Source organism: Delftia sp. (genome assembly GCF_059499305.1).
The window spans coordinates 175,028-201,921 of the sequence record NZ_JCABYI010000009.1 but is presented as its reverse complement, the minus strand read 5'-3'; the positions used below and the strand labels follow the sequence as shown (position 1 = coordinate 201,921).

At 67.4% G+C, this 26,894-nt stretch carries 24 protein-coding genes; 3 read left to right on the top strand and 21 right to left on the bottom strand.

What is annotated here, in order from left to right; genetic code table 11:
- Positions 1–146: 146 nt before the first annotated feature.
- From AC5I49_RS07255 to AC5I49_RS07220, 8 genes are all read right to left on the bottom strand, one after another.
- Complete coding sequence (locus AC5I49_RS07255; RefSeq protein WP_016445203.1) at positions 147–461, bottom strand: FixH family protein; 315 nt, start codon at positions 459–461, stop codon at positions 147–149.
- A gap of 57 nt (positions 462–518) precedes the next feature.
- Positions 519–1,973, bottom strand: coding sequence for a cytochrome c oxidase accessory protein CcoG (gene ccoG / locus AC5I49_RS07250; RefSeq protein ID WP_495789110.1), 1,455 nt, complete (start codon positions 1,971–1,973; stop codon positions 519–521).
- Between the two features lie 77 nt (positions 1,974–2,050).
- Positions 2,051–2,968, bottom strand: coding sequence for a cytochrome-c oxidase, cbb3-type subunit III (gene ccoP, locus AC5I49_RS07245; RefSeq protein WP_016445201.1), 918 nt, complete (start codon positions 2,966–2,968; stop codon positions 2,051–2,053).
- Positions 2,969–2,995: 27 nt separating this feature from the next.
- A complete protein-coding gene (locus AC5I49_RS07240) occupies positions 2,996–3,133 on the bottom strand; it encodes a cbb3-type cytochrome oxidase subunit 3 (RefSeq protein WP_016445200.1) in 138 nt (45 codons plus the stop codon).
- 11 nt (positions 3,134–3,144) lie between these two features.
- Positions 3,145–3,777 carry a cytochrome-c oxidase, cbb3-type subunit II gene (gene ccoO / locus AC5I49_RS07235; protein ID WP_016445199.1) on the bottom strand — a complete coding sequence of 211 codons (633 nt, stop codon included), beginning with the start codon at positions 3,775–3,777 and terminating at the stop codon, positions 3,145–3,147.
- Positions 3,778–3,796: 19 nt separating this feature from the next.
- Complete coding sequence (gene ccoN, locus AC5I49_RS07230) at positions 3,797–5,233, bottom strand: cytochrome-c oxidase, cbb3-type subunit I (protein ID WP_016445198.1); 1,437 nt, start codon at positions 5,231–5,233, stop codon at positions 3,797–3,799.
- A 63-nt stretch (positions 5,234–5,296) separates the two neighbouring features.
- On the bottom strand, positions 5,297–5,434 hold the full coding sequence (gene ccoS / locus AC5I49_RS07225) for a cbb3-type cytochrome oxidase assembly protein CcoS (RefSeq protein WP_013803228.1): 138 nt from the start codon (positions 5,432–5,434) through the stop codon (positions 5,297–5,299).
- A gap of 2 nt (positions 5,435–5,436) precedes the next feature.
- Positions 5,437–7,872 carry a heavy metal translocating P-type ATPase gene (locus AC5I49_RS07220; protein ID WP_047327124.1) on the bottom strand — a complete coding sequence of 812 codons (2,436 nt, stop codon included), beginning with the start codon at positions 7,870–7,872 and terminating at the stop codon, positions 5,437–5,439.
- Between the two features lie 116 nt (positions 7,873–7,988).
- On the opposite strand from AC5I49_RS07220, the gene AC5I49_RS07215 reads away from it, so the two are divergent.
- Positions 7,989–8,432, top strand: coding sequence for a universal stress protein (locus AC5I49_RS07215; protein WP_016445196.1), 444 nt, complete (start codon positions 7,989–7,991; stop codon positions 8,430–8,432).
- Between the two features lie 108 nt (positions 8,433–8,540).
- On the opposite strand, the gene AC5I49_RS07210 is transcribed toward AC5I49_RS07215, so the two are convergent.
- The 4 genes from AC5I49_RS07210 to AC5I49_RS07195 all read right to left on the bottom strand — a co-directional run bounded on the left by AC5I49_RS07210 (position 8,541) and on the right by AC5I49_RS07195 (position 13,243).
- Positions 8,541–10,094: a malonate--CoA ligase gene (locus AC5I49_RS07210; protein WP_034363058.1), complete on the bottom strand. Its 1,554-nt coding sequence runs from the start codon at positions 10,092–10,094 to the stop codon at positions 8,541–8,543.
- Positions 10,095–10,137: 43 nt separating this feature from the next.
- Positions 10,138–11,325, bottom strand: coding sequence for a CaiB/BaiF CoA transferase family protein (locus tag AC5I49_RS07205; protein ID WP_495789109.1), 1,188 nt, complete (start codon positions 11,323–11,325; stop codon positions 10,138–10,140).
- A 17-nt stretch (positions 11,326–11,342) separates the two neighbouring features.
- Positions 11,343–12,311, bottom strand: a complete 969-nt coding sequence (locus AC5I49_RS07200) for a Bug family tripartite tricarboxylate transporter substrate binding protein (protein ID WP_392451675.1) — start codon at positions 12,309–12,311, stop codon at positions 11,343–11,345.
- A gap of 182 nt (positions 12,312–12,493) precedes the next feature.
- Complete coding sequence (locus AC5I49_RS07195; RefSeq protein ID WP_312839976.1) at positions 12,494–13,243, bottom strand: enoyl-CoA hydratase/isomerase family protein; 750 nt, start codon at positions 13,241–13,243, stop codon at positions 12,494–12,496.
- Positions 13,244–13,282: 39 nt separating this feature from the next.
- On the opposite strand from AC5I49_RS07195, the gene AC5I49_RS07190 reads away from it, so the two are divergent.
- Positions 13,283–13,999, top strand: a complete 717-nt coding sequence (locus AC5I49_RS07190) for a GntR family transcriptional regulator (RefSeq protein WP_016453084.1) — start codon at positions 13,283–13,285, stop codon at positions 13,997–13,999.
- A gap of 12 nt (positions 14,000–14,011) precedes the next feature.
- Here AC5I49_RS07190 and AC5I49_RS07185 read toward each other — a convergent pair whose 3' ends face one another.
- The 9 genes from AC5I49_RS07185 to AC5I49_RS07145 form a co-directional block, all read right to left on the bottom strand.
- On the bottom strand, positions 14,012–15,166 hold the full coding sequence (locus tag AC5I49_RS07185; protein WP_126311836.1) for an esterase-like activity of phytase family protein: 1,155 nt from the start codon (positions 15,164–15,166) through the stop codon (positions 14,012–14,014).
- A gap of 116 nt (positions 15,167–15,282) precedes the next feature.
- Positions 15,283–16,281 (bottom strand): Bug family tripartite tricarboxylate transporter substrate binding protein, encoded by a 999-nt coding sequence (locus tag AC5I49_RS07180; RefSeq protein ID WP_016453085.1) that lies wholly within the window; start codon positions 16,279–16,281, stop codon positions 15,283–15,285.
- Positions 16,282–16,377: 96 nt separating this feature from the next.
- Positions 16,378–17,823, bottom strand: a complete 1,446-nt coding sequence (locus AC5I49_RS07175) for a malonyl-CoA decarboxylase (protein WP_016445189.1) — start codon at positions 17,821–17,823, stop codon at positions 16,378–16,380.
- A gap of 209 nt (positions 17,824–18,032) precedes the next feature.
- The gene (gene lgt / locus AC5I49_RS07170; protein WP_223275185.1) at positions 18,033–18,878 is read right to left on the bottom strand and encodes a prolipoprotein diacylglyceryl transferase; all 846 of its coding nucleotides are present in this window, start codon (positions 18,876–18,878) and stop codon (positions 18,033–18,035) included.
- A gap of 61 nt (positions 18,879–18,939) precedes the next feature.
- A complete protein-coding gene (locus AC5I49_RS07165; RefSeq protein ID WP_473042780.1) occupies positions 18,940–19,404 on the bottom strand; it encodes a MarR family winged helix-turn-helix transcriptional regulator in 465 nt (154 codons plus the stop codon).
- A 109-nt stretch (positions 19,405–19,513) separates the two neighbouring features.
- Entirely contained in the window at positions 19,514–21,304 is a 1,791-nt protein-coding gene (locus tag AC5I49_RS07160; RefSeq protein WP_495789108.1) for an acyl-CoA dehydrogenase, read from the bottom strand.
- Positions 21,301–22,671, bottom strand: coding sequence for an MFS transporter (locus AC5I49_RS07155; protein WP_495789107.1), 1,371 nt, complete (start codon positions 22,669–22,671; stop codon positions 21,301–21,303). The genes AC5I49_RS07160 and AC5I49_RS07155 overlap by 4 nt, the downstream gene beginning before the upstream one ends.
- A gap of 106 nt (positions 22,672–22,777) precedes the next feature.
- Positions 22,778–24,949, bottom strand: coding sequence for an acetate--CoA ligase family protein (locus tag AC5I49_RS07150; protein WP_495789106.1), 2,172 nt, complete (start codon positions 24,947–24,949; stop codon positions 22,778–22,780).
- 164 nt (positions 24,950–25,113) lie between these two features.
- On the bottom strand, positions 25,114–25,956 hold the full coding sequence (locus AC5I49_RS07145; RefSeq protein ID WP_016445183.1) for a p-hydroxycinnamoyl CoA hydratase/lyase: 843 nt from the start codon (positions 25,954–25,956) through the stop codon (positions 25,114–25,116).
- 265 nt (positions 25,957–26,221) lie between these two features.
- Here AC5I49_RS07145 and bfr point away from each other — a divergent pair, with 265 nt between their 5' ends.
- The gene (bfr, locus tag AC5I49_RS07140) at positions 26,222–26,698 is read left to right on the top strand and encodes a bacterioferritin (protein WP_016445182.1); all 477 of its coding nucleotides are present in this window, start codon (positions 26,222–26,224) and stop codon (positions 26,696–26,698) included.
- Positions 26,699–26,894 lie beyond the last annotated feature (196 nt).

Sequence of the window (26,894 nt, the reverse complement as noted above, 5' to 3'; positions counted from 1 at the left end):
ATTGTGCGCGCCGCCCTCGCACCGTGCCAAGCCCTGCGCACCCTGCACTGCCTGTAGGAAACCCTTGGCCCTCGCGCATGCTGGAGATGCCATCCACCATGCAAAAAGGCCGCGACTGCGGCCTTGTGCACGGCATTTTCCTGCGTTCAGCGGTCCGTGGGATGGTCCTGCGCGGGCGTGGCCGCGTGGTTGCGGCCGGTGACCGCGGGCGCCAGGCTCTTGGGCACTTCGCGCACGCCATCGGCACGCTCGTTGATGGTGATGCCATTGCGGTAATAGTCAGGATCGATCACGGGATCGGCGCCATTGATCGCAATGACGGCCGTGACCACGCCAGCCACCACGACGGCGGCCGGGCCGGCCACCACGAGCCAGACATGGGCGAACTTCCACCAGGGCTTGCCGGCGTCCGGATGCGAAGGGGCCGTGGCGGGCGCGGAGACTGCGGGACTGGAAGACATGGATAACCTCTTTCTTTCAAACAGCCGGCGCAGCCTGGGCGGCGCCGGCCAGACATATCACCGGGGCACCAGGAAGACGGCCTTTTCGGACGCGCGTCCCGCGCCTGAATGCACGGCATCGATATCGAAGAATACGGTGTGCGAGCCCGGCTCGGCGGAACCGTAGGGAATCTGCAGCCGCGCCGCAATGCCGCGCGTCTCGGCCGGGCCGACCTCGACCTCCTGCTCGGACGCCAGCTCCAGCCCGTCGAGGCCATGGGCGCTGATGCGGTAGCGCTGGGCCTGCTCGGTGGCATTCATGATCTGCAGGCGGTAGACATTTTCCAGCTTGCCGCCCGCGACGATGCGCGACAGCGACGCCCGGTCGCGTATCACGTCGACCTTGACCGACTGGCGCAGCGCCAGGCTCACGATCATGGCCATGCTCAGGCCGATCAGCACGGCCGAGTAGACCAGCACGCGCGGACGGAAGATGCGGCGCAGCACCTGGGCCCGCCGCCACAGGCCGGCCATGGCGTTCTGCGTGGTCAGCCGGATGAGGCCGCGCGGATACTCCATCTTGTCCATGATGGAATTGCAGGCGTCTATGCACAGACCGCAGCCTATGCATTCGTACTGCAGGCCGTTGCGGATGTCGATGCCCACGGGGCAGACCTGCACGCACATCTTGCAGTCGATACAGTCGCCCAGGCCCTGGGCCTTGTAGTCCACCTTCTTGGTGCGAGGCGCGCGCGGCTCGCCCCGGCCCGTGTCGTAGCTGACGATCATGGTGTCGCGGTCGAACATGGCGCTCTGAAAGCGCGCATAGGGGCACATGTACTTGCAGACCTGCTCGCGCATGTAGCCGGCGTTGCCATAGGTGGCGAAGCCGTAGAACAGCACCCAGAAGACCTGCCAGCTGCCCTGCAGCGCCAGCAGCTCGCCGCCCAGCTCGCGGATGGGCACGAAGTAGCCCACGAAGGTGAAGCCGGTCCACAGGGCAATGACAATCCACAGCAACTGCTTGAGCGACTTCTTCCAGAGCTTTTCAAAGGTCCAGCCGTTCTTGTCCAGGCGCATGCGCGCACTGCGGTCGCCCTCGACCTTGCGCTCCACCCACATGAAGATTTCGGTGTAGACCGTCTGCGGGCAGGAAAAGCCGCACCACAGGCGACCGGCCACGGCCGTGAACAGGAACAGCGCCAGCGCCGAGATGATCAGCAGGCCCGCCAGGTAGATGAAATCCTGCGGGTACAGCACCAGCCCGAACAGGTAAAAGCGCCGCGCACCCAGGTCGAACAGCACCATCTGGCGCTGCCCCCATTCCAGCCAGGGCAGGCCATAGAAAACCAGTTGGGTGAGAAACACCAGAGCCCATCGCCAGCGTGCGAAGACACCGCTGATGGAGCGCGGGTAGACCTTCTTCTCGGACTCGAACATCGACACCAGCTGGCTCGGGTCCGGGTCGGCAGGCGTGATCGGAATGACTTTGCGGGGAGGCTTCCCGGCATCATCCCCGTTCTCGGGCTTCATGGTGGGTTCCTTGGTTTTTTGGAATATCTGAAAACTCAAAAGGCAAAAAGGCGGCGCCGCAGCGCCGCCCCCTGTCCTTATTGACGGACTGCGCCGTCTTTGTGCGACATGCCCCAGACATAGGAGGCAAGCACCGCGATCTGCGCCTCGGTCAGCTTGTCCTTCTGGGCAGGCATCTCGTTGTGCTTGCCGTTGTTGATCATGGCCGTGATGGCGGCCTCGCCCCAGCCGTGCAGCCAGATGTCATCGGTCAGGTTGGGCGCGCCCAGGGCCTGGTTGCCCTTGCCGTCCATGCCATGGCAGGCGGCGCAGGCCGTGAACTTGGACTTGCCCAGCGAAGCCTTGAGCGAGTCGTGCGGGCTGCCCGACAGGCTCAGCACATAGTGCGAGAGGTTGCGCACATCATCGGGCGTGCCGACGGCAGCGGCCATGGGAGGCATGATGCCGATGCGGCCCGCCGTGATGGTTTCCCTGATCTTGTCGGGCGTGCCGCCATGCAGCCAGTCGCCATCGGTCAGGTTGGGGAAGCTCTTGCCGCCGCGTGCATCCGAGCCGTGGCACTGCGCGCAGTTGTTCATGAACAGGCGCTCGCCGATGGCCATGGCCTGGGGGTCCTTGGCCATGTCTTCGGTGCTCATGCTCGTGAACTTGGCGTACAGCGGCTCCAGGTCCGCGCGGGCCTTGGCCATCTCGTTTTCATAGGCGCCCAGCTGCGTCCAGCCCAGCTTGCCCGCGAACGAGCCCAGGCCCGGATAGGCCGCCAGGTAGGCGAAGCCGAACACCGAGGTGATGATGAACAGCCACATCCACCACTTGGGCATGGGGTTGTTCAGCTCGCGCAGGTCCTCGTCCCAGACGTGGCCCGTGGTGTTGTCGGCCGACGGGACCACCTTCTTGCGTGCGGTGAGATACAGCAGCAGCAGGCAGCCGATGATGCCGCCCAGCGTGATCGCCGTGACATAGATCGACCAGAAGTTGTTTACGAAATCGCTCATGGGAAGTTCTCGTTCTGGTGGAGGGACTCAGTCTTGCTCGAACGGCAGCTGGGCGGCCTCTTCGAAACGGGCCTGGTTGCGGCGGGCGAACGCCCACCACCAGATACCGATGAAGCAGGCCAGAGAGGCCAGCGTGGCCACGATGCGCATGGTGGTGATGTCCATGTCGCTCTCCTTTACTTGACCGAACGGCCCAGCACCTGCAGGTAGGCGATGACGGCGTCCATTTCCGTCTTGCCCTTGACCTGCTCGGCGGCGCCGCTGATTTCCTCGTCGCTGTAGGGCACGCCCACCTTGCGCAGCGCGCTCATGTGCTGGGCGACCACGGTGTCATCCACCTTGTTCTTCTCCAGCCAGGAGTAGGCAGGCATGTTGGACTCGGGCACCACGTCGCGCGGGTTGTTCAGGTGGATGCGGTGCCATTCGTCGCTGTACTTGCCGCCCACGCGGTGCAGGTCGGGACCCGTGCGCTTGGAACCCCACTGGAAGGGGTGGTCGTAGACGAACTCGCCCGCCACCGAGTAGTGGCCGTAGCGCATGGTCTCGGCGCGGAAGGGGCGGATCATCTGCGAGTGGCAGTTGTAGCAGCCCTCGCGCAGATAGACGTCGCGGCCCATCAGCTGCAGCGGCGTGTAGGGCTTGAGGCCCGCCACCGCTTCCGTGGTCGACTTCTGGAAGAACAGCGGAACGATTTCCACCAGGCCGCCGACGGCGACCACCAGCAGGGTCAGCACGATCAGCAGGAAATTGTTGGTTTCCACCTTCTCGTGGGAAAAGCTCTTGGGAGCGCTATGGTTGTGATCGGACATGAGTAATGCTCCTAGACGCTCAGGCGTGGGCCACGACAGCAGGCACGGCCACCTTCACGGAACGGCCGGAGATCGCGGTCTTCCAGGTGTTCCACAGCATGACCAGCATGCCGCCCAGGTACAGCAGGCCACCGGCCACGCGGATCACGTAGAACGGATAGCTGGCCTTGACGCTTTCGACGAAGGTGTAGGTCAGCGTGCCATCGGGATTGACGGCGCGCCACATCAGGCCCTGCATCACACCGGCGATCCACATCGCGGCGATGTACAGCACGATGCCGATGGTGGCCATCCAGAAGTGCAGCTCGATGGCGCCCACCGAGTGCATCTTGGTCTTGCCGAACAGGCGCGGGATCAGGTAGTACAGCGAGCCCATGGTGATCAGGCCCACCCAGCCCAGGGCGCCCGAGTGAACGTGGCCCACGGTCCAGTCCGTGTAGTGCGACAGCGCGTTGACGGTCTTGATGGACATCATCGGACCTTCGAACGTGGACATGCCGTAGAACGACAGCGACACGATCAGGAAGCGCAGGATGGGGTCGTCGCGCAGCTTGTGCCATGCGCCCGACAGCGTCATCACGCCGTTGATCATGCCGCCCCAGCTGGGAGCCAGCAGGATCAGCGAGAACACCATGCCCACGGACTGCGTCCAGTCGGGCAGCGCGGTGTAGTGCAGGTGGTGAGGACCCGCCCACATGTAGGTGAAGATCAGCGCCCAGAAGTGGACGATGGACAGGCGGTAGCTGTAGACCGGACGGCCAGCCTGCTTGGGAATGAAGTAATACATCATGCCCAGGAAGCCTGCGGTCAGGAAGAAGCCCACGGCGTTATGGCCGTACCACCACTGCACCATGGCATCCTGCACGCCGGCGTAGGCCGAGTAGCTCTTCATCCAGCCGGCCGGAATGGCCGCGCTGTTGACGATGTGCAGCAGCGCCACGGCGATGATGAAGGCGCCGAAGAACCAGTTGGCCACATAGATGTGACGGACCTTGCGGATGCCGATGGTTCCGAAGAACACGATGGCATACGAGACCCAGGTCACGGCGATCAGCAGGTCGATCGGCCACTCCAGCTCGGCGTACTCCTTGCCCTGGGTGTAGCCCAGCGGCAGGCTGATCGCGGCGGCGAGAATGACGATCTGCCAGCCCCAGAAAGTCAGGCTGGCCAGCTTGGGCATGAACAGCCGCGTCTGGCAGGTGCGCTGCACCACGTAGTAGCTGGTTGCGAACAGCGCCGATCCGCCAAAGGCAAAGATCACGGCGTTCGTGTGCAGCGGACGCAGGCGTCCGTAGCTCAGCCATGGAATGCCGAAGTTGAGTTCCGGCCAGGCCAGCTGCGAGGCGATCAACACCCCGACAGCCATGCCCACCACTCCCCAGACGACGGCCATGATAGAGAACTGCCTTACGACGGTATCGTCGTAATAGACAGCGTTGTTATTTGAACTATCCATCGTGCACCCCTTAGATTGCTATCAAAGTGTTACTTTCTTCGCTGTCGGGCGTGTTGACCCACGTCAATCGTCCCGAAGAATGCGTTCGCCCTCTTGTTCCACGCTCTCGAATTGCCCGCGATAGACGGCCCACCACAGGGCCGCGAGGATGGCGAGCACAAGCACCACCGACAGCGGGATCAGTAAATAGAGAATGTCCATAGTCAGAACCTCCCCACCGTTGCGGTGGAGCCCGTCGGCATGGTGACGGACGCTGCGGGCGCAGCAGGCGTGCCCGTGTGATTCGTCAAGGCCAGTGGAAGGCTGCGCGCAAGGCGCGCGGCGTTGAGCACCACCAGCAGCGAACTCAGTGCCATTCCCAGGCCGGCCACCCAGGCAGGCATGAAGCCCGCCAGGGCCAGTGGAATCGACACCGCGTTGTAAGCGGCAGCCCAGGCCATGTTCTGGCGCACCACCTGCAGTGTGCGGCGCGACAACAGACATGCCTGGAGCACCAGTTCCAGGCTGTCGCCCAGAACAACGAAATCTGCGCGCGATTGTGCCAGCGGCACTGCTCTACCAAAAGCAAAAGAGACATGCGCTCCAGCTAAAACTGGGCCGTCGTTGAGGCCGTCGCCCACCATGGCCACATGGTGGCCGGCTGCCTGCGCCTGCTGCAGCCGCTCCAGCTTGTCCTGCGGGCTGCAGCCGCCGTGGGCCTGGGTGATGCCCACGCGCGCCGCCATGGCGCGTGCGGCGTCCTCTCGGTCGCCGGACAGCAGCATCACGGCGATGCCCTGCTTGCCGAGCGCCTGCACGACGGCGGCGGCCTCGGGCCGCACGTCCTCGCTGAGTACAAAGCGCGCCAGCGTATGCCAGCCCTGTTCGGTCTGCTCGGCCAGCAACACGCCCTGCACGGGCTGCTCGCCCGCCACGCCCGCATGCAGGGCCGATCCCAGGCGCAGATGGCGGCGTCCGCCCGGGCCCTGCACCCAGGCGTCCAGGCCCAGGCCTGCCACTTCCTGCATGGTGTCCAGCTTCCAGTGCGTCGCGGCATGGGCGCCGGCCTGCGCGATGGCGCGCGAGGCAGGGTGCATGGACTGGCGCGCCAGCAGCGCCGCCAGCGCCAGCACCTCGTCGGCATCCTCGCCGCGCGCAGGCTCGAACGAGGACAGCGCCAGGCCGTCGCGTGTGAGCGTGCCGGTCTTGTCGAACACCAGGGTGTCCACGGCGGCCAGCGCTTCCAGGCCCTGCAGGTTGCGCACCAGCACGCCGCTGCGCGCCAGCGTGCCGGCGGCCGTGAGCATGGCCACGGGCGTGGCCAGCGACAGCGCGCAGGGGCAGGTGACGATGAGCACGGCCACGGCCACCATCATGGCCTTGCCGGGATCGGTGGGCCACCACCAGATGGCAGCGCCCAGCGCGGCCAGCAGCACCACGACCAGGAAGGGCCGCGCCACCTTGTCGGCCAGCTGGGCCAGGCGCGGCTTTTGCAGCGAGGCGCTTTCCATGAGACCCACGATCTGGGCAAAGCGCGTGTCGGCCCCCACGCCGTCCACGCGCACATCGACCACGGCGTCCAGGTTGTAGCTGCCGGCCGTGACGCTGTCGCCCTCGGCACGCAGCACGGGCGTGGACTCGCCCGTGAGCAGGGCCTCGTCGGCATGGGTGCGGCCGCGCACGATGGTGCCGTCGGCCGGGAAGGCCTCGCCGCTGAGCACGCGCACCAGGTCGCCGGCACGCAGGCGGCGCGTGGCCACGCGCTCGAAGTGGCCGGCCGCGTTCTCGCGCAACACGGCATCCGGCAGGCGGTTCATCACGGCTTCCAGCGCACCGGCCGTGCGGTCGCGCAGCCGCAGCTCCAGCCAGCGGCCGGACAGCAGGAAGAAGACGAACATGGTCAGCGAGTCGTAGAAGACTTCCTCGCCGAAGGGCCCCGAAGGATCGAAGGTGCCCAGCGAGCTGATCACGAAGGTGATCAGCATGCCCAGCGCCACGGGCAGGTCCATGCTCACGCGGCGCTGGCGTATGTCGCGCAGCGCGCTGGAGAAGAAGGGTCCGCAGCAAAACAGCACCACAGGCAGCGAGATGACCCAGGAGGCCCAGCGCAGCAGCGTCTCCATCTCCTGCGACAGGTCGCCGGGGCGGGCCACGTAGGCGGGCCACGCATACATCATCACCTGCATCATGCAAAAGCCGGCCACCAGCCAGCGCCACAGCGCACGGCGGCTCTCGGCCTGGCGGCGCTCGCGCGCAAAGGCATCGCGCGCAGGAAGCGCCTGGTAGCCGGCGCGCCGCACGGCCTCCATCCACTGGGATGGAAGCACCTGCTCGTGGCGCCAGGTGACTCGCGCGCGGCGCGTGGCTGCGCTGACTTCGGCCTTCTCCACCCCGGGCACGGCCCGCAGCGCATCCTCGATGGTCAGCGCGCATGCGGCACAGTGCATGCCCTCCAGAACGACGTGCGAATCCCAGGCAGGGAAATCGGTGGGTTCTTTGGAAGGGTCGGCGGGAGTTGCGGGGCCTGCGGGCCGTCCGAACGAACTCCACTCCTGCGGATCATCCAGCAGCCGGGCCGTGGCCTGCTGCGAGGGCGAGAGACCTGAATCAGGCGCCGCCACCGCCGCCTCGCTGGATGGGGCTGCAATGGTGTGGGGCATGGTTCTTAGCGTAATCGGGGGGCATGATAAGCGTATTGACATTAATCAACCGTTAACTCATGGTTGGGTCTATGCTGACTTCGTCCCACCCATCAGCACACACGAAAGGAGCACGCATGTACAACCGCATCCTGATCGCCACCGACGGTTCCGAGCTTTCCGACAAGGCCGTGGACAGCGGCCTGGGCCTTGCCGCCTTGTGCGGCGCCAGTGTGATCGTCGTCAAGGTGGTCCAGCACTACCCGCGCAGCTACTTCGAAGGCGGCGAAACCGTGGATCTCAAGCAGATCGAACGCATCGAAGGCCAGTGGACGGCCAACGCGCAGACCGTGCTGGATGCCATCCACGCCAAGGGCCAGGCGCTCAAGGTCCACGTGACCACGGAGATCGTCAAGTCCGACCTGGTGGCCGAAAGCGTGATAGACGTGGCCAAGCGCCGCGACTGCGACCTCATCGTCATGGCCTCGCACGGCCGCAAGGGCCTGCAGCGCCTGCTGCTGGGCAGCGAGACGCAGCACGTGCTCACGCACACCCACATTCCCGTGCTGGTACTGCGCTGAAGGGTAGCGGCAGCTTCGGCTTTCGCTGCACAAAAAAAGGCATCGGCGGCGCCGATGCCTTTTGCTTTTTCAATCAGGCCAGGGCGCGACCCGCGCCTTGGCGACCACTCAGGCGAACAACTGCTTGTGCTGGTCGCGCAGGAGATTCTTCTGCACCTTGCCCATGGTGTTGCGCGGCAGCTCCTGCACCACGAAGCAGCGCTTGGGAATCTTGAAATTGGCCAGTTGGCCCTTGAGCGCATCGACCACCGCCTGGGGCTCGAGCGAAGCGCCAGGACGCGGCACCACCACCACCACGCCCACCTCGCCGAAGTCGGGGTGCGGCACGCCGACCAGGGCGCTTTCGGCCACGCCGGGCAGCTCGTTGATGAAGCCTTCGATCTCGGCCGGATAGACGTTGTAGCCGCCCGAGATGATCAGGTCCTTGCTGCGGCCCACGATGCTGACATAGCCCCGCTCGTCGAGCTTGCCTACGTCGCCCGTGCGGAACCAGCCATCGGCCGTGAACTCCTCGGCCGTCTTCTCGGGCATGCGCCAGTAGCCCTTGAACACATTGGGGCCGCGCACCTGGATGTTGCCGATCTCGCCCACGGCCACGGGCTGGCCTGCGTCGTCCACGATGCGCACGCCCACACCGGGCAGCGCAAAGCCCACGGTGCCGGCGCGGCGCTCGGACTGGCCACCGTTGCGGCCATCGGCACGGTAGGGGTTGGAGGTCAGCATGATGGTCTCGCTCATGCCGTAGCGCTCCAGGATGACGTGGCCGGTGCGCTCCTGCCAGTCGCGGTGCGTCTCCACCAGCATGGGTGCCGAGCCCGAGATGAACAGCCGCATGTGGGCCGCCGCCTCGCGCGTGAGCCGCGCATCGGCCAGCATGCGCACGTAGAGCGTGGGCACGCCCATGAAGACGGTGGCATCACGCATGCGCGAGATCACCGTGCCGGGTTCGAACCTGGCCAGCCAGATCATGGGACTGCCGTTGAGCAGCGCGCCATGGATGGCCACGAACAGGCCATGCACATGGAAGATGGGCAGCGCGTGGATGAGCACGTCGCCGTCCTGCCAGCCCCAGTAGTCCTTGAGCGTCTCGGCGTTGGACAGCATGTTGCCGTGCGTGAGCATCGCCCCCTTGCTGCGGCCCGTGGTGCCGCTGGTGTAGAGGATGGCGGCCAGATCGTCCTCGCCGCGCTCCACCACCTCATGCTCGTCGCCATGGTGGGCGGCGCGCTCCAGCAGCGTGCCGCTGCGGTCGTCGCCCAGGGTGTAGACATGGGCCACGCCCGAGGTGAAGGCGATCTTGGACACCCAGCCGAAATTGGCCGGCGTGCAGACCACGACGGCGGGCTCGGCATTGCCCACGAAGTACTCGATCTCGGCGGCCTGGTAGGCGGTGTTCAGCGGCAGAAAGACATGGCCGCTGCGCAGCGTGGCCAGGTAGAGCATCAGCGCTTCCACCGATTTGTCCACCTGTACGGCAATGCGGCTGGCGGGCGGCAGCTGCAGCGACTGCAGCAGGTTGGCCATGCGCGCGCTGCCACGGTCCAGGTCGGCCCAGCTGTAGAACAGGCTGGCGCCGTCAGCGCCTATGGCCTCTACGGCCCACTTTTGCAGATCCTGGGGAAAGGCGGCGCGCAAGGCAGCGAACAGATTGCGGTTGGTCATGGCTGTGAAGAAGAAGGAAGAATCCGCTGGGGACCGGGAAATCTCAGGCACGTTCATGGATTGGCGAAGGCGGCGCCACGGACAGCTCGCGCAGGATGCGCTCGCGGTCCGCGTCCAGCGCGGGCGGCTGCCTGCGCACCAGGGGCTGGCCGAGCGAGGCCTGCAAGGGATTGCCCGCCACGCGCAGCGTCTGGCCGCTGGGGGTCTGCACCTGGGCCAGCATGCCGCGCTCGCGCACCTGGGGGTGCTCGACGATGTCGGCCACACTGTTGTACTCCCCCGCCGGGATGCCATTATCAGTGAGCAACCCCAGCCAATGCGCCCTGGGACTGTCCCGCAGGCGCGCCTGCAGCGCGGCCTTGAGCTCGGCCTGGTGCTCGCAGCGCAGGGCATTGCCGGCAAAGCGCGCGTCCTCGGCCAGTTCGGGCAATTGCAGCAGGCCGCAGAGCTTGCGAAACAGCGCATCGCTGCCCACGGCGATGACGAACCAGCCGTCCTGCGCCGCGAACACATCGAAGGGCGCCATGGAGGGATGCCGCGTGCCGATTGGCCCCGGCACGCTGCCCAGCGCGCCCAGGCGGGCCACGGGGTTCTCCAGCAAGGCCACCTGGCAGTCGAGCATGGAGACATCGACGCGCTCGCCCTGCCCCGTGCGCGAGCGGCGCATCAAGGCCGCCTGTGTGCCGATGACCGCGTACAGGCCCGCGCCCAGGTCGCCGATGGACACGCCCACGCGGCAGGGCCCGGCGTCCGGGTGGCCGGTCACGCTCATCATGCCGCTCATGGCCTGCACCACCATGTCGTAGGCGGGAAAGCCGCTGTAGGGACCCGTCTGGCCAAAGCCAGAGACCGAGGTCATCACCAGCCGGGGATGGCGTGCATGCAGGGTCTCCCAGCCATAACCGAGCTTGTCCATGGTGCCGGGGCGAAAGTTCTCGACCAGCACATCGGCGACTTGCAGCAGGCGCTCGAAGACCTCGCGATCCTGGGGCTGCTTGAGGTCCAGCGCAATCGACTCCTTGTTGCGATTGACCGAGAGGAAATAGGCCGAGCCCCCGTCCACGAACGGCCCGATGCCGCGCGCATCGTCGCCCGTGCCGGGCTGCTCCACCTTGATCACGCGCGCGCCCAGGTCGGCCAGCATCTGCGTGCACATGGGGCCGGCCAGCACGCGCGTGAGGTCGATGACGGTAAGGCCTTGCAGCGGCAGGCCCGTGGCTTGTTCATTCATGGCTTGATCATTCATATTCACTGCAATCCGGCTCCGGAACGCTGGGTCAGGGCCTTCGATTCCTGACCTTCCTTCAGGGCCCAGGTACGGAATTCCTCAAGGGATGCCGAGGGCGCGGCCAGATTGCCCTGCTTGGCCAGCCTGGCCTTCACATCGGGGTCTTCCAGCGCCTTGGTGCTGGCATCGAACAGCTTCTTCGCCACGTCCTCGGGCAGACCCGCCGGGGCGAACAGGCCGAACCAGAACGTGTAGTCAAAGCCCGGCACGCCGGACTCCTTCATGCCCGGCAGCTCGGGGAAAAGCGGCGAGCGTTCGGCCGTGCTCACGGCCAGCATTCGCAGCTTGCCCGCCTGGGCCAGCGGCAGCACGGAGGGCGGCGTGCCGAAGGTCAGGTCCACATCGCCAGCGGCCACGGCCTGTATCGATGGCGCCCCGCCCTTGAACGGCACATGCAGCATGCGCAGGCCGCCGCTGGCGCCCGCAAACGACAGCGTGGCCAGGTGCGTGATCACGCCTGCGCCCGAGGAGGAATAGCTGAGCTTGTCGGGCTGGCTGCGCGCCAGCGCCACCAGATCGCCCACGCTCTGGCCCGGAAAATCCTTGCGCACGGCCAGCAGCATGGGGGCCGAACTCCAGCGCGTGATGCCCGTGAAATTGCGCGCGCCCTCATAGCGAGCGCTCTTGTAGAGCAGCTGGTCCGAGCCATAGATGTTGGCGCTGCCCAGCAGCAGCGTGTAGCCGTCGGGCGCTGCACGCGCCACATGCTCGGACGCCAGCGTGGTGCCGGCGCCCGGGCGGTTGTCCACCAGCAGGGGCTGGCCCAGGATCTTGCCGACCTTGTCGGCCACGATGCGCGCCACCGCGTCGGCACCGCCGCCGGGCGGAAATCCCACGACCAGCGTGACGGGCCGGGCGGGATAGGACTGGGCCATCGCGCCACCGGCCAATCCGGCCAGCAGCAACGACAGTGCAAAACGCTTGAACATGGCTTGTCTCCTGTTTATTGATACCCCCTGAGTCGCTGCGCGCCTTCCCCCAAAGGGGGACGACACCCTCGGTGCGGGAGCGGCCCTTCCTCGGTGTCCCCGAGTTGGGCCGCGCCGGTTCCGTGGGCTGTGGGCGGTAGGCAGCACCACGGGCAATCTGCGTGTATGCGGGAGGATGCTGCTCAGCGCCCCTTGAACTCCGGGCTGCGTTTCTCGCGCCAGGCCCGGCCGCCCTCCTGCAGGTCTTCGGAGGCGATGCTGCGCTGCACCTCGCGCGTGATCTCGGCCACGTCATGGTGGCCGCGCGCGATCAGGTTCAGGTGCTTTTTCATGCCGAACAAAGGGATGGGCGCCATGGCGGCCAGCGTGCCGGTGAGCTGGGCCACGGCCGCGTCGAAGGCGGCGGGTTCGGCCAGATGGGTGAGGAATCCGCAGGCCTTCATCTCCGGGGCCTGGATGCGCTCGCAGGTCAGGAACAGCCGCTTGGCCGTGTCCAGGCCCAGGCGCGAGACATAGCGCTCCAGCCCGCCCGCGTAGAAATGCAGGCCCAGGCGCGCGGCCGGCATGAACATTTCGGCCGCCGTGCTGCCCACGCGAAAGTCGCAGGCCAGGGCCATGTCGGTGGCACCGCCGTAGACGCCGCCGTGGATGGCGGCCACGGTCACGGCGCGGCATTGCTCGATGGCGTCCACCATCTCGCCGAAGCTGCTGCCCTCGGTCTGGCTGCCTTGGATCTCTGATATATCATAGCCACTGCAAAAGTACTTGCCCTCGCTGCGCAGCACCACCACGCGCACATCGTCGCGGCGGTTGATAAGCTCCACATGCGCGACTAGCGTGCCCAGGTCTTCGGGGGCCAGCTTGTTGGCCGCTTCGGGGCGCTGCAGCGTGATGGTGGCCAGGTGATCCTGGATGTCGAGTCTGGGCGTCATATGTATCAGTCAGTCAATCAGATATATTTGAATTAGAAAATGCTTCCAGCCAAGCAGCCATTGGAGAAAACCCCGGCCACGTCCAGCCTGCAGGAGCGTATACGGCAATCGCTGGAAGACGAGCTGCGCTCAGGCGCCATGCAGCCCGGCGATGCCATCGACGAGCCGGCCCTGTGCGAGCGCTTCGGCGCCTCGCGCACGCCCGTGCGCGAGGCGCTGCTGCTGCTGGTGGCCAAGGGGCTGGTGGAGATCGTTCCGCGCTCGGGCATCTATGTGCGGCGCCTGGATGCGCGCGAGCTGGTGGCCATGATGGAAGGCCTGGCCGAGCTGGAAGGCGTGCTGGCCCGGCTGGCCGCCACGCGCATCCATGCGCAGCTGCGCGAGCGGCTGCAGGCGGCGCTGGCGCACACCGCCGCCTGCGCCCAGGCGCAGGATGCCCAAGGCTATGTGCAGGCCAACATGCAGCTGCACGAACTGATATACGAGGCCAGCGGCAACGACTTCATCGTGGAACAGACCCGGCTGCTGCGGCTGCGCATCACGCCCTACCGGGGCCGGATGTTCGAGAAGCCGGGCCGCCTGGCGCGCTCGCAGCAGGAGCACGTGGCCGTGGTGTCTGCGATCTGCGCGGGCCAGGCGGAGGTGGCCGCCGAGGCCATGCGCCAGCACATCTGCGCAGGCGGCAGCGCCTTCACCGACATGGTGCTGGGCGCGCCCGCAAGCGCAGGCTATGAACGCCCGCGCAAGCCGAGATAGCCCGAAGAGGGCTCAGGGCCGCACTTCGAAGGCCAGGAACTGCGTGACCTGGTTGTCCGCGAAGTTGTTGTCGGCCACCAGCACCAGGGTGCGGTTGCCGTTGGCCAGGCGCGGGCCCCAGGAGATGCCTTCGATGTTGTCCAGCTTGACGCCCTGGTAGGTCACGGGCATCTCCAGCAGCAGCTCGCGCTTCATGGGCTTGTAGCTGGCGCCGACCAGGCTCTTGAAGCTGCGCACATCGGTGGTGTCCGGCTCGATGGTGGCGCGCGTCAGGCGGATGGTGTTGCCTACGCCATCGGCAAAGGCACGCTCGATGGCGATGAACTCGTGGTTGGAGACGGCCAGCAGCTCGGGCAGGCCGTTGTCCGGCGGAAAGCTGCCGCTGGCGGCCTTGTCCAGCGGAATCTTCGGCAGCTGGTAGACGTACTGCGCGCCGGACTTGCCCGTGGCCGGATCGAGCTTGAGGACGCGGACCACGCTGCCCGCCGCCAGCGTGGTGAGGGGGCCGTCTTCCACCAGCGCATCCTCGTTGGCCGTGAACACGCTGCCGTCGGGCGTGACGGCCAGGGCCTCGAACAGCTTGTTGTTGCGCCCTCCGCTGGTGGTGTTGTCCACGTAGTTGAAGGCCGCAGGCGTCTCGAAGTCGCGCACGAAGCTGCCGTCCACCCTGATCTCGCGCACGAAGGGCTGGAACAGGCTGGCGGGGTCGGTGCTGAAGTTGCCCTCGCTGGACACGTAGAGGTTGCCGTTGGGCGCCACGCGGATGCCTTCGGGGTCCACGGTGCGGCGCGTGCCGGGCAGGGGCTGGCCGTCGCGGCCCTTGAGCGTGACCATCTTGCGGATGGTCACGGCCTGGATGGCCTTGTCATCGAACTGAATGCCCAGGTTGTAGAAGCGCGGCGTGCCGCGCTCGCCGCCGCGCTCATCGGAGATGGCCCAGTAGCTGCCATCGGGCGCGCGGTCCAGGCCGGAGATGCCGCCGAACTCCACGCCGTCGAACAGTGTCTTGGTCTTGATGCTGTAGTCGCCGATCAGCCGCAGCGAGCCGATGGTCTCGGGGCCGTCGTCGCTGCCGCCGCAGCCTGCCAGGCCCGTGGCCGTGCCGAAAGACAGGACCAACGCGAGCAGCACGGATGCGGGCGAGCGGACCTTGTCTGCCTTGTTCATATTCCCTCCCAGGATGGATCTCAGAAGGGATGGACCGTAGCCAAGGCCCGTGACAGGGTGGTGACATGCACGCGCATGCCGCCGCCCTGCCCCCGCCCTGACCGGCCCCTCGTCCGCTACTCCAGCTTGGCGCCCGAGGCCTTGACCACCTGGGCCCAGCGCGCGATCTCGCCATGCACCATGGCCGCGAACTGCTGCTGGTTCATGCCGCCGTAGTCGGCGCCGTTGCGCGCCCAGATGGACTTGATCTCTTCGGCCGAGCCTATGCGCTGCACCTGGTCGATGACCTGGGCCTGCACCGCCTGCGGCGTGCCCTTGGGCGCCCACAGGCCGTACCAGGTGGTGACCGTGTAGTCGGGCAGGCCGGACTCGGCCGCGCAGGGCACGTCGGGGAAGGCGGGGTTGCGCTTGTCGCCCGAGACCATCAGCGCACGGATGCGTCCGCTCTTGATGTGCTGGGCCGAGGAGCCCAGGCCGTCGAACATCATGTCCACATTGCCGGCGATCAGGTCCTGCAGCGCCGGGCCTGCGCCCCGATAGGGAATGTGGGTGATGAAGGTATTGGTCTGCAGCTTGAACAGCTCTCCGGCCAGATGGTGCGATGTGCCCGCGCCCGCCGAGGCGTAGTTGAGCTTGCCCGGCCGCTTGCGCAGGTCGGCCAGCAGCTCCTGCACGGTCTTGCCCGGCACGTTGCGCGGGTTGACCACCAGCACCTGGGGCACGCTGGCCAGCAGGGCCAGCGCGACGAAGTCGCGCTCCAGGTCATAGTCCAGGCGGGGGTACATGGACGGCGCAATCACATGGTGGGTGCCGCCCATGAAGAAGTTGTAGCCGTCCGGCGCCAGCTTGGCCGCGTAGCTGGCGCCCAGGGTGCCGCCTGCGCCGCCACGGTTGTCGATCACCAGGGTCTTGCCCGCGCTCTTGGCGAACTGGGCCGAGAACGGCCGGGCAAAGGCATCGGTGCCCCCGCCGGCCGGAAACGGCACGACCAGGTTCACGGGTTTGGACGGCCAGTCCGCCGCCGCGCGGGCTGCCATGGGCAGGGCCAGCGCGGCCATCGAGGCCCCGGCCGCGCGCAACACCGCGCGCCGCCCCGTGGGGTGGGAAGCTTGCATGACTTGTCTCCTTGTCGCCTCTTTGAGGCTGTCTTCGTTGTCAGGCGCAGCAATCCCTGTGCAAGAAAAGGGGCACGGCCTGCGCCGCGCCCCTTTTCATTTGCACAGGGCTTCGATGTCCGAGGACACCGGTATGCGGCCCTGCGCCAGCAGGCCGCGATGCTTGTCCAGGCGCTTGAGGTCGTAGAGATAGTTGACCATCAGGCCCAGCGACTGCTTGAGTCCCTTGGCCGACAGGTCGGCCGCCCAGTTGAGCCGCTCCACGCGCGCGCCGTTGCCCAGGTGAAAGCGCGCCACCGGGTCCAGCGGCCGGCCCTTGGCCGTCTCGCGCCCCAGATAGTGGGCAGCGCAGAACAGCAGGGCGCGGCGCACGGGCGCGTCGGGCTTGAGATCCTGCGGCGCATCCAGCGCCGCCAGCAGGTGCTCGGCGCCCATGCCGCCGGCCTTGAGCTCGAAGGCCTTGCGCTGGCGCTCGTCCATCTTCTCCAGGATGGCGTCGCCGTGCTTGGCGATCCAGGCGCGCAGGCCCGGAATGGGCGACAGCGTGGCGAAATGGCGCAGCCGGGGGAATTCGCCCGTCAGCGTCTCCACCACATGCTTGATCAGCGAGTCGCCGAAGCTCACGCCACGCAGGCCGGTCTGGGTGTTGCTGATGGAGTAGAAGATGGCCGTGGTGGCGCGGCCCAGGTCGGAGGCTGCGGCGGTCTCGTCCAGCAGTGGGGCAATGCTGTCGGACATCTTGTCCACCAGCGCCACCTCCACGAAGATCAGCGGCACGGTGGGCATGCGGGGGTGAAAGAAGCCGTAGCAGCGGCGGTCGCTGTCCAGGCGGTTCTTGAGATCGGCCCAGCTGCGGATGTCGTGCACGGCCTCGTACTGGATGAGCTTTTCGATCAGCGAGGCCGGCGAGTCCCAGCTCAGGCGGCGCAGCTCCAGCAGGGCCACGTCGAACCAGGTGGAAAACAGATGCTCCAGCTCGGCATCCAGCGCGGAAAAGCGCTGCTGTTCCGCCTTGGGCAGGGCCAGCAGTTCGGCACGCAGGTCCACCAGAAAGCCCATGCCGCCCTGCGGCTGGGCAAACCGCTGCAGCAGCCGCGTGCGCGGCGACATCAGCGCGCGGCGCAGATCCATCTCGGCATGGCCGCGCTCGGCGTCGCTGGTGGCCGTGTCATAGCGCTTGCGTGCGGTCATCAAGGCGTCGGTGTCGGGGCCGAACTGCTCGACGATCAGCGCCCAGAAATCCTGGCGCGCCGGCAGCTCGGCCTGGGCATACCAGTCCATCAGCTGCTGCGCGTGGCGGCCACCCTCGACATCGCTGAGCGCTGCGTCGGCGGCCGCCTGTAGGTCTTCCATGAGCTTGCGCAGCTCGCGCGGGGACAGCACTTCCTGGCCTCGGCGCAGGGTGGCCTGCAGGCGCTGGGCCGTGCCGCGCGGCGCGGGAGCCTTGGCTGCATCGCCTTCGGCCTTTTTTGCAGGCGCAGCGGCCTCGGTGCTGCGAAAGCGGGACACATTGCGGGCAATCCAGTCGGTAGCCAGACCCATTCAGACACTCCTCCATATCAAGCGGTCACGGGACTGTCATGCCGCCAACGGGCCAATGACAATCCCTTGCTGCTCACATTATGGGAGTCTGTACGCCAGCGCGTGTACGCCGATGTCGCGTTCTTGTCTTCGGGCAATCCCCAGCACGCGCGCGCCACGCCAAAAAGAAAGCGGGCCCAGGGCCCGCTTCGCATTGTGTCCAGCCAGGTTCAGGCCGGCTTGCCCGCATGGGCCGGATAGGCCGGACGCCCCGCCGCCCACAGCCACATGGCAATGCCGCCGATCACCATGGGCACGCACAGCCACTGGCCCATGCTCATCCCCAGCGACAGCAGGCCCAGGAAGTCGTCAGGCTCGCGGAAGTACTCGGCAATGAAGCGGAAGGCACCATAGCCGGTCAGGAAGACCGCCGCCACCTGGCCCGGCTTGTGCTCCTTGCGTGCATACAGCCACAGCAGCACGAACAGCAGCAGGCCCTCGAGCAGGAACTGGTAGACCTGCGAAGGATGGCGCGGCAGCATGGAGCCGCTTTGCGGGAAGACCATGGCCCAGGGCAGCTCGGGACTGGCAAAGCGGCCCCACAGTTCGCCATTGATAAAGTTGCCGACACGGCCCGCCGCCAGGCCCGTGGGCACGCAGGGCGCGACGAAGTCGGCCACCTCCAGCCACGAGCGTGCGCGCGAGCGCGCGAACCAGACCATGGAGCCGATGACGCCGATCAGCCCGCCATGAAAGCTCATGCCGCCCTGCCAGACGTAGAAGATTTCCAGCGGATGGCTGAGGTAGTAGCCGGGCTTGTAGAACAGGCAATAGCCGAGCCGCCCGCCGACGACCACGCCGAGCACGCCCAGGAAAAGAATGTCTTCCACGTCCTTGCGCGTCCAGGCGCGGTCGCCCTGCATGCGCACGAAGGGCGGGTGGCGCAGCCTGCGCGTGCCCAGCCAGAGGAAGAGGCCGAAGGCGGCCAGATAGGTCAGGCCGTACCAGTGCACGGCGAGGGGCCCGATCTGCAGGGCCACGGGATCGATCTGCGGGTACATCAGCATGGTCGGCATTGTGCCGCAGCGCCGCATGGCCGGCGCCGGCCAGGGGTTGGAAAGATGGCGTCCCGCCCGCTCAGCCTTGCGGGCCTTCATGGATGGCCGTGAGCTTGTCCAGGGCAGACAGCAGATGGCGCTGCTCGGTGGCGGTGAGCAATTGCTCCAGTTCGTCTTCCAGCTGCACCACCACGCCTTCGGCCCGCGCCTGCAGTGCGCTGCCGTCGTCCGTCAGGTGCAGCTGCTGCAGCCGGCGGTCGCGCGGATCGGGCTGGCGCCCGATGAGGCCGCGCTGCACCAGGCGCTCGACCACGGGCACCAGGTTGGAGGGCGAGATGTCCAGCGCCTCGCCCAGCTGGCGCAGGTAGATGCCGGGATTGGAGTGGATGAGCACCAGGATGGAGAACTCGCTGGGCTTGAGGTCCAGTTCGGCCACGCGCCGCGCAAACAGCTTGTGGATGTGGATTTCCGCGCGCGTGAGGCGGTAGCCCAGAAAGCGCTGCAGGCGCGACTGGTCGACGGCGGGTTCGAAGGAGCTGTCCATGGACACGGATCCGGAAGAGGAAGAAGGCGCAACGAGGCAAGGCCGCACCGGCGCCTGCGGTTCTGCAGGGCCGGTGCGGCGTTCCATCATAAAAGCCCCGGCAGCCCGCTCAAGCCACGGCGGCTGGCAGCGGCGTACGGGCAGCGGCCTCGGTACGGCGCAGCCAGTGCTCCGCATCCAGCAGGCCATGCGCAAGGAACCAGGCCGCGCTGTCCGCCTTGGAGCGGCGCAGCGCCGGATCGGCCAGCGGCAGGCTGACGCGCGCCGCGCGTGCCCAGGCAAAGGCCATGCACAGCGTGCCGACCAGTCGCAAGTAGTCCTCGGCACAACGCGCCAGCAATTGCCTGTCGCCGGCAGCGCCGGTACACAGCTCGCCCGTCAGCGCTTGCATGCGCTCGGCCCAGCTGCGCAGCGCGCCTGCAAAGCCGGTCTCCATGCCCGCGGCGTCGCAGGCATCGGCCTCTTCACGCAGCACCTTCAGCAGCGGCGCCAGCGCGGCACCGCCGCTGGAGGCCACCTTGCGCTGCAGCAGGTCCAGCGCCTGGATCTGGTTCGTGCCTTCGTAGATCATGGCGATGCGGGCATCGCGCAGCGTCTGCTCGATACGGTACTCGTGCACATAGCCGTAGCCGCCGAAGACCTGCAGCGCCTCGCTGGCCAGCGCAAAGCCCCGCTCGGTGAAGAAGGACTTGACCACGGGCGTGAGCAGCGAGGCCAGCGCATGGGCCTGGGCGCGCTCCTCGGCATCCGGCGCCTGTTCGGCCAGGTCCAGCTGGTGCGCCACCCAGCCTGCAATGGCGCGCATGCCTTCGGTCCAGACGCGCAGGTCGGCCAGCATGCGCTGCACGGCCGGCTGCAGGGCGATGGGGTCGGCGGGGCCCTGCGCATCGGCAGGCCGGGGCTGGGCACGCATCTGGCGTCGCTCGGCCGCATAGGCGCGCGCCAGCTGCCAGGCCATCTCGGCATGGCCCAGGCCTTGCAGGCCCACGTGCAGGCGGGCCGAGTTCATCATCACGAACATGGCAGCCAGGCCCTGGTGGGGCTGGCCCACCAGCCAGGCCTGCGCGCCCTCGAAGCGCATGGCGCAGGTGGCGCTGCCCTTGATGCCCATCTTCTTTTCGATGCCATCGCAGTGGATGGCGTTGGGCAGAAAGCTGCCGTCGTCCCGGGGAATGCCGCGCGGCGCCAGGAACAGCGACAGGCCGCGCGTTCCCTCAGGCGCATCGGGCAGGCGCGCCAGCACCAGGTGGACGATGTTCTCGCTCATGTCCTGGTCGCCGCCCGAGATGAAGATCTTGCTGCCGTCCAGGCTATAGCTGCCATCGCCGCGGGGCCGGGCCTGGCTGCGCAGCAGGCCCAGGTCGGAGCCGGCCTGGGGCTCGGTCAGGCACATGGTGGCCAGCCAGCGGCCGCTGACGATGTGCGGCAGGTAGGTGGCGCGCAGGTGCGCGTCGCCATGCGCGTGCAGGCAGGCATAGGCACCGTGCAGGATGCCCGGATACATGGTCCAGCCATGGTTGGCCGAGGCCAGCATTTCGTGCAGCGCGGCGTCCAGCAGCTGGGGCAGGCCCTGGCCGCCAGCGTCGGGGGCGCAGGCCAGTGCGGGCCAGCCTGCCTCCACGAAGGCTGCATAGGCGGCGGGAAAGCCGTCGGGCGTGCGCACCCTGCCCTCTTGCAAGCGGCAGCCCTGCAGGTCGGCCGGGCCGTTGAGCGGGGCCAGCACGTCGGAGCAAAAGCGCCCGGCCGCCTCGACCACCATGTCGGCCGTCTCCTGGTCCAGGGCTTCGTGGGCCGGCATGCGGCGCCAGTCGCCCTCGGCGCCCAGCCAGTGCTGCTGGACGAAGCGGATGTCCTGCAGCGGCGGCTGGTAGTGCGAGCAATGTGATGCCTGCGCGCTCATGCCCGGCCCTCCGTGGCCGCGACCAGGCGGCGGTAGGGACCGATGGCGCTGGCCAGGCACAGCACGGACAGCAGCGCGGCCAGTGCGGACACCAGGCCCAGCGACAGGCCCACGAGCTTTTCGTCATGGAAGACGAAGTCCGTGAAGAAGGCCACGAGGAAGGGACCGAGGCCCAGCCCGATCAGGTTGATCAGCAGCAGGTAGATGGAAGTCACCTGGCCGCGCAGCTGGTTGGGCGTGACCGCCTGCAGGATCGGCGGCGCCAGCGCCACCGGCATGCCCAGGAAGAAGGTGGTGGCCGCCACGGCCACCAGGGCCACCGTGGGCGTGGGCGCAAAGGCCAGCACCAGGCCGGTGATGACGAGCACGCCGGTGGCCACCAGCGAGATGACGATCGACCCCACCTGCTTGCCGCGCGCCGTGAGGTAGTCGGCCAGGAAGCCGCTGAGCAGCATGCCGCCAATGCCGAAGGTCAGGATGATGACGCCGTAGGCCGGGCCGATCTCGCCAGGCGTCCAGCCCCACTGGCGGATGAAGGTGGCCGGCAGCCAGGCCGTGACGCCGAAGGTGATCATGGCCGTGATGCCCGGCGCCAGCAGCAGCGGCAGGAAGGCGCGCTTGTTGCGCAACACATGGGACAGGTCGGGCGCCGGTCCCGCGGGCGCGGCCACTATGGCGGACGCGGCCCGGGCCTGCAGGCCCCGGCGCAGCGGCTCGCGCACGGTGTACATCAGCGCCACCAGCGGAATGCCGGGCAGAGCCACGAAGATGAAGGCCGCCTGCCAGGGCTTGAAGCTGCCCAGCAGCGGGAACACCACCTCGCCGGCCTGGCTGGTGGCCTGGATGACCAGGCCGCCCACGATGAAGGCCGTGGCCGAGCCGATGTACACGCCCGAGGTGTAGATGCTCATGGCGCGTGCGCGGCGCTCGGGCGGGAAGTAGTCGGCCAGCATGGAATAGGCCGCCGGCGACAGTGCCGCCTCGCCCACGCCCACGAACATGCGCGCCACGAACAGCGAGACGAAGCCCGTGACATAGCCGCCCGCCGCCGTGGCCACCACCCAGATCGCCATGCCGATGACGATGAGGTTGCGGCGGTTCCAGCGGTCGGCCAGGCGCCCCAGGAAGATGCCGACGAAGGTGTAGAAGATGGCGAAGGCAAAGCCGTGGACGATGCTGAAGACCCAGTCCGACAGCTGCAGATCCTTCTTGATGGGCTGCACCAGCAGGCCCAGGATCTGGCGGTCCACGAAGGACAGGGTGTAGGCCAGCAGCAGGATGATGGTGACGTAGTAGGCATAGCCGAGTCCGTTCGACTCGGCCGGCGCGGGCGTGGACACGCGGCCCGGCGGGTAAGGCAGGCTCATGGAGACCTCCTGTGGAGGAAGGGAAAGCGGAAAAAAGAAAGCGGGAAAGCGAGACAGGGCTGCGCATGAAAAGGGCCGGCGCGCCGCGCCAGCCCTTGCGCGGGCATCAGCCGGCGCTGTGCTCGACCAGCATCAGCGCATCGAGCGCCACCACGCCCTGCCCTTCGGGCAGCACGATGACCGGGTTGAGGTCGATCTCGCGGATGGCCGGCATGCCGCGCAGCACCTGGCCCAGGCGCACGATGAGTTCGGCCAGCGCCTGGCGGTCCAGCGCCGGGGCGCCACGGTAGCCGTGCAGCAGCGGCGCGCCCTGCAGGCGGTCCAGCTCGCGCAGCACCTCGCTGGTGGACAGGTCGGCGTCCAGCAGGCGCGCGTCGCGCATGATCTCGGCCGTCACGCCGCCCAGGCCCGCCAGGATCACGGGACCCCACTGCGGATCGTTGCGCGCGCCGATGATCATCTCCAGGCCACGCCGGCCCATGGCCTCGACCAGCACGCCGTCCAGCGCAATGGCGCTGTCATAGGCGGCCACATTCGCATGCAGCCGGCTCCAGGCCTCGCCCATGGCCTGCGCATCGGCAATGTTCAGGATCACGCCGCCTGCATCGCTCTTGTGGCTGAGGTCGGCCGACTGCGCCTTGAGCGCCACGGGCCAGCCGATCTCCGCCGCAATCGCCACGGCCTGCTCGGCCGAGGTGGCCAGGCGGCCCTTCGCAAACGGCACGCCGGCCTGGGCCAGCACGGCCTTGGATTCGTACTCGGGCACCACCGTGCGGCCTGCGGGCAGGGCCAGCGCGACGGGCTGGGCATCGGTGCGCTCGAAACTGCGCTGGCTGAAGGCGGTCAGGCGCTGCACGGCGCGCAGGGCACGCTCGGTGCTCGGGAAGTACGGCACGCCCAGCGCACGCATCTCGGCGATGAACTCGGCAGGCACGGCCGCGCCCTCGTCCAGGCCCGCCACGATGACGGGCTTGGCCGGCCGCAGCTCGCGCACGGCGCGCAGCACGGGCGGCATCTTGATGCCGCAGGTCACCGGGTCGCCCTGGATCAGGCCGACGATGATGGTGGAAAAGCGCACATCGCCAAACAGCGCATCCAGCGTGCGGAAATACAGGTCCGGCTCGACCAGGCCCTGGGCCGTGAGGTCCAGTGGGTTGCTCACGCCCACGAACTCGGGCAGCGCAGCCCGCAGCGCGGGCGAGTCGTCGTCGCCGATGGCGGGCAGGGCCAGGCCCAGCTCCTCGGCCCAGTCCAGCGTCAGCGCCTTGAAGGCGCCGGACTCGCCCAGCACGGCAACTCCCGCTGCAGCTGCTGCACCGGCTGCACCAGCCAATGGCAGCACCGGGCAGCGGATGGCGATCTCGGCAATGTCGCCCAGCTCCTCCAGTGTCTCGGCAAACACCGCGCCTGCGCGTTCCAGCTTGGTGCGCATCAGCGCATAGTCGCCGGCCATGGCGCCGGTGTGCGTGGCGGCCGAGGCGCGCGCCGCGCTGCTCTTGCCCGGATGCAGCAGCACCACCGACTTGCCCAGGCTGCGCGCACGGGCCACGGCGGCCAGAATGCGCCCGGGCTGGCGGAACTGCTCGACGATCATGGCGACCACGCGCGTGGAAGGCTGCTCCAGCAGGAAGTCCACATAGTCCTCGGCATGGCTGGCGGCCTCGTTGCCCGTGGAGATGGCGTGCGACAGCGGCAGCGCGCGGCTGGCCAGCGTGGTGCACAGCACGGTCATCATGGCGCCGCTTTGCGAGACCACGCCAATGGCGGGCCGCGCGGCATCGACCTGCTGCGCGTCGATATTCACTTCGACAAAGGTCAGCGGCACGCGCTGCAGGTAGTTGATGCAGCCCAGGCAGTTGGGACCCTCCACCACCATGCCGGCCTCGGCGGCAATGCGTGCGATCTCGCGCTGCTCGGCCATGCCGCGCTCGCCTGCCTCGGCAAAGCCGGCCGAGAAGATCACCACCGCGCCCACGCGCCGCGCCGCCAGCGCGCGCACCGTGTCCAGCACAAAGGGCTGGGGGATGGCCAGCACGGCCACGTCAACGCCCTCGGGCAGCTGGTCCACCGAAGCCAGGCAGGCCCGGCCGGCGATCTCGCTGCGCTTGGGATTGATCAGGTGGATGTCGCCAGCGAAGCCGTTGCGCTCCAGATTGCCCAGCACCGATGCGCCCAGCGCCCCCGGCGTGGCCGAGGCGCCGACGATGGCGATGGAACGCGGCCTCAGCAGCCTGCCGATGTCGGGCCGCACGGCGGCCGCCATCTCTGTCGTTGTCATTCTTGTCTCCAATGATTAAAGCTGGGAGGCCTACCGCGCGTGGTGGACGCTGCCCAAGCGAGGGACACCGAGGAAGGGCCTAAGCCGGCCGCGCCGCCCCGCACTGAGGGTGTCGTCCCCCTCCCTCGCGAAGCGAGTTAGAGAGGGGGAAGGCGCGAAGCGCCTCAGGGGGTGACTTGCTTGCTCAAGTCGTAGGTTCCGAGACCTGGCTTGTAGGTCTTGTCGTCCAGGAACTGGCGCATGCCTTCCTTGCGGCCTTCGTTGTCGAAGCTGTTGGCGGCTTCCTGGGCACGCACCAGATAGTCCTCGGCGTTGTCGTAGCTCATGTCGCGCACGCGGCGGATGGCGTCCTTGGTGGCCTTCAGGGCGATGGGGTTCTTCTGCAGCAGGGCCTCGGCCACTTCGGTGACGCGGGCCTGCAGGCGGTCGGCCGGCAGGGATTCGTTGACCAGGCCCCACTCGGCCGCCGTGCGGCCGTCGATGTTCTCGCCGAGCATGGCGTGGTACATGGCGCGGCGAAAGGACAGCAGCTCCACCGCCACCTTGGAGGCGCCGCCGCCGGGCAGGATGCCCCAGTTGATTTCGGACAGGCCGAACTTGGCGTCATCCGAGGCAAAGGCCAGGTCGCAGGCGAACAGCGGGCCGTAGCCGCCGCCGAAGCACCAGCCGTTGACCATGGCGATGGTCGGCTTCTGGAACCAGCGCAGGCGGCGCCACCAGCCATAGCTCTCGCGCTGGGCCTTGCGGGTGCCGGCCAGGCCCGTGGCCTCGGTCTCGCGGAAGTATTCCTTCAGGTCCATGCCGGCAGTCCAGGCCGTGCCCTCACCGGCCAGAACGACCACGCCCACGTCGTCACGGAACTCCAGGTCGTCGAGCACGCGCATCATCTGGCGGTTGAGCTGGGGGCTCATGGCATTGCGCTTTTCGGGGCGGTTGAATTTCACCCAGGCCACGCGGCCTTCGACGGTGCAGGACACGGTCTGTTCTTCGGTACGTTCGGTGCTCATTGCGCTTCCTTGTGCAAAAGGGAAATGGGAGGTTGGACACCGATGCTTCGGATCCATAATCGTTATGATAAATAACTATTATTCGACATAGCAATACAGCGTTTACCCTAGGCCCCGCCTCCACCCAGACCGGTGGCGATGCGAATGCTTCTGCGTCGCGCATGCATGCAATGCGCGGCCCGCGGGGAATTGCGGCAGGCGTTTTGGCCGATCCGGGGGTTCACGCGATACTTGCGGTGTTCAACACAGTCAGGAGAAGAAGAACATGCAAGGCCAGCCAGAAGTCATCGAATGCCTCATAGAGCTGCTGCGCGGCGAACTTTCCGCACGCGACCAGTACTTCATCCACTCGCGCCAGTACGAGGACCAGGGCTTGCTGCGCCTGTTCGAGCGCATCGGCCATGAGATGGAAGAGGAAACCCAGCACGCCGACGCCATCCTGCGCCGCATCCTGTTCCTGGGCGGCCGCCCCGACATGCGCCCGCATGAGTTCACGCCCGGCGAGACCGTCGAAGAGATGCTGCGCAAGGACCTGGCCACCGAATACCGCGTGCGTGACAGCCTGCGCTCGGCCATGGCCCTGTGCGAGCGCCACGGCGACTACAACAGTCGCGACCTGCTGCTGGCCCAGCTGCGCGACACCGAAGAAGACCACGCCTACTGGCTGGAGAAGCAACTGGGCCTGATCGAGAAGATCGGCCTGCCCAACTACCTGCAAAGCAAGATGGGCGAACCGGCCTGAATGAAGCTCCCCCTGAGGCGCTTCGCGCCTTCCCCCTCTCTCGCTTCGCGGGAGGGGGACGACAGCCTCGCGGCGGGGCGGCCCTTGCTCGCTGTCCCTTGTTTTGGCCGCGCCAATTTTTCAGGCACTTCCCATAAATGAGAGTGGGCTGTTTGCTCCACGATGAAAACCCGAACCGGCAGCCACGATGAAACGG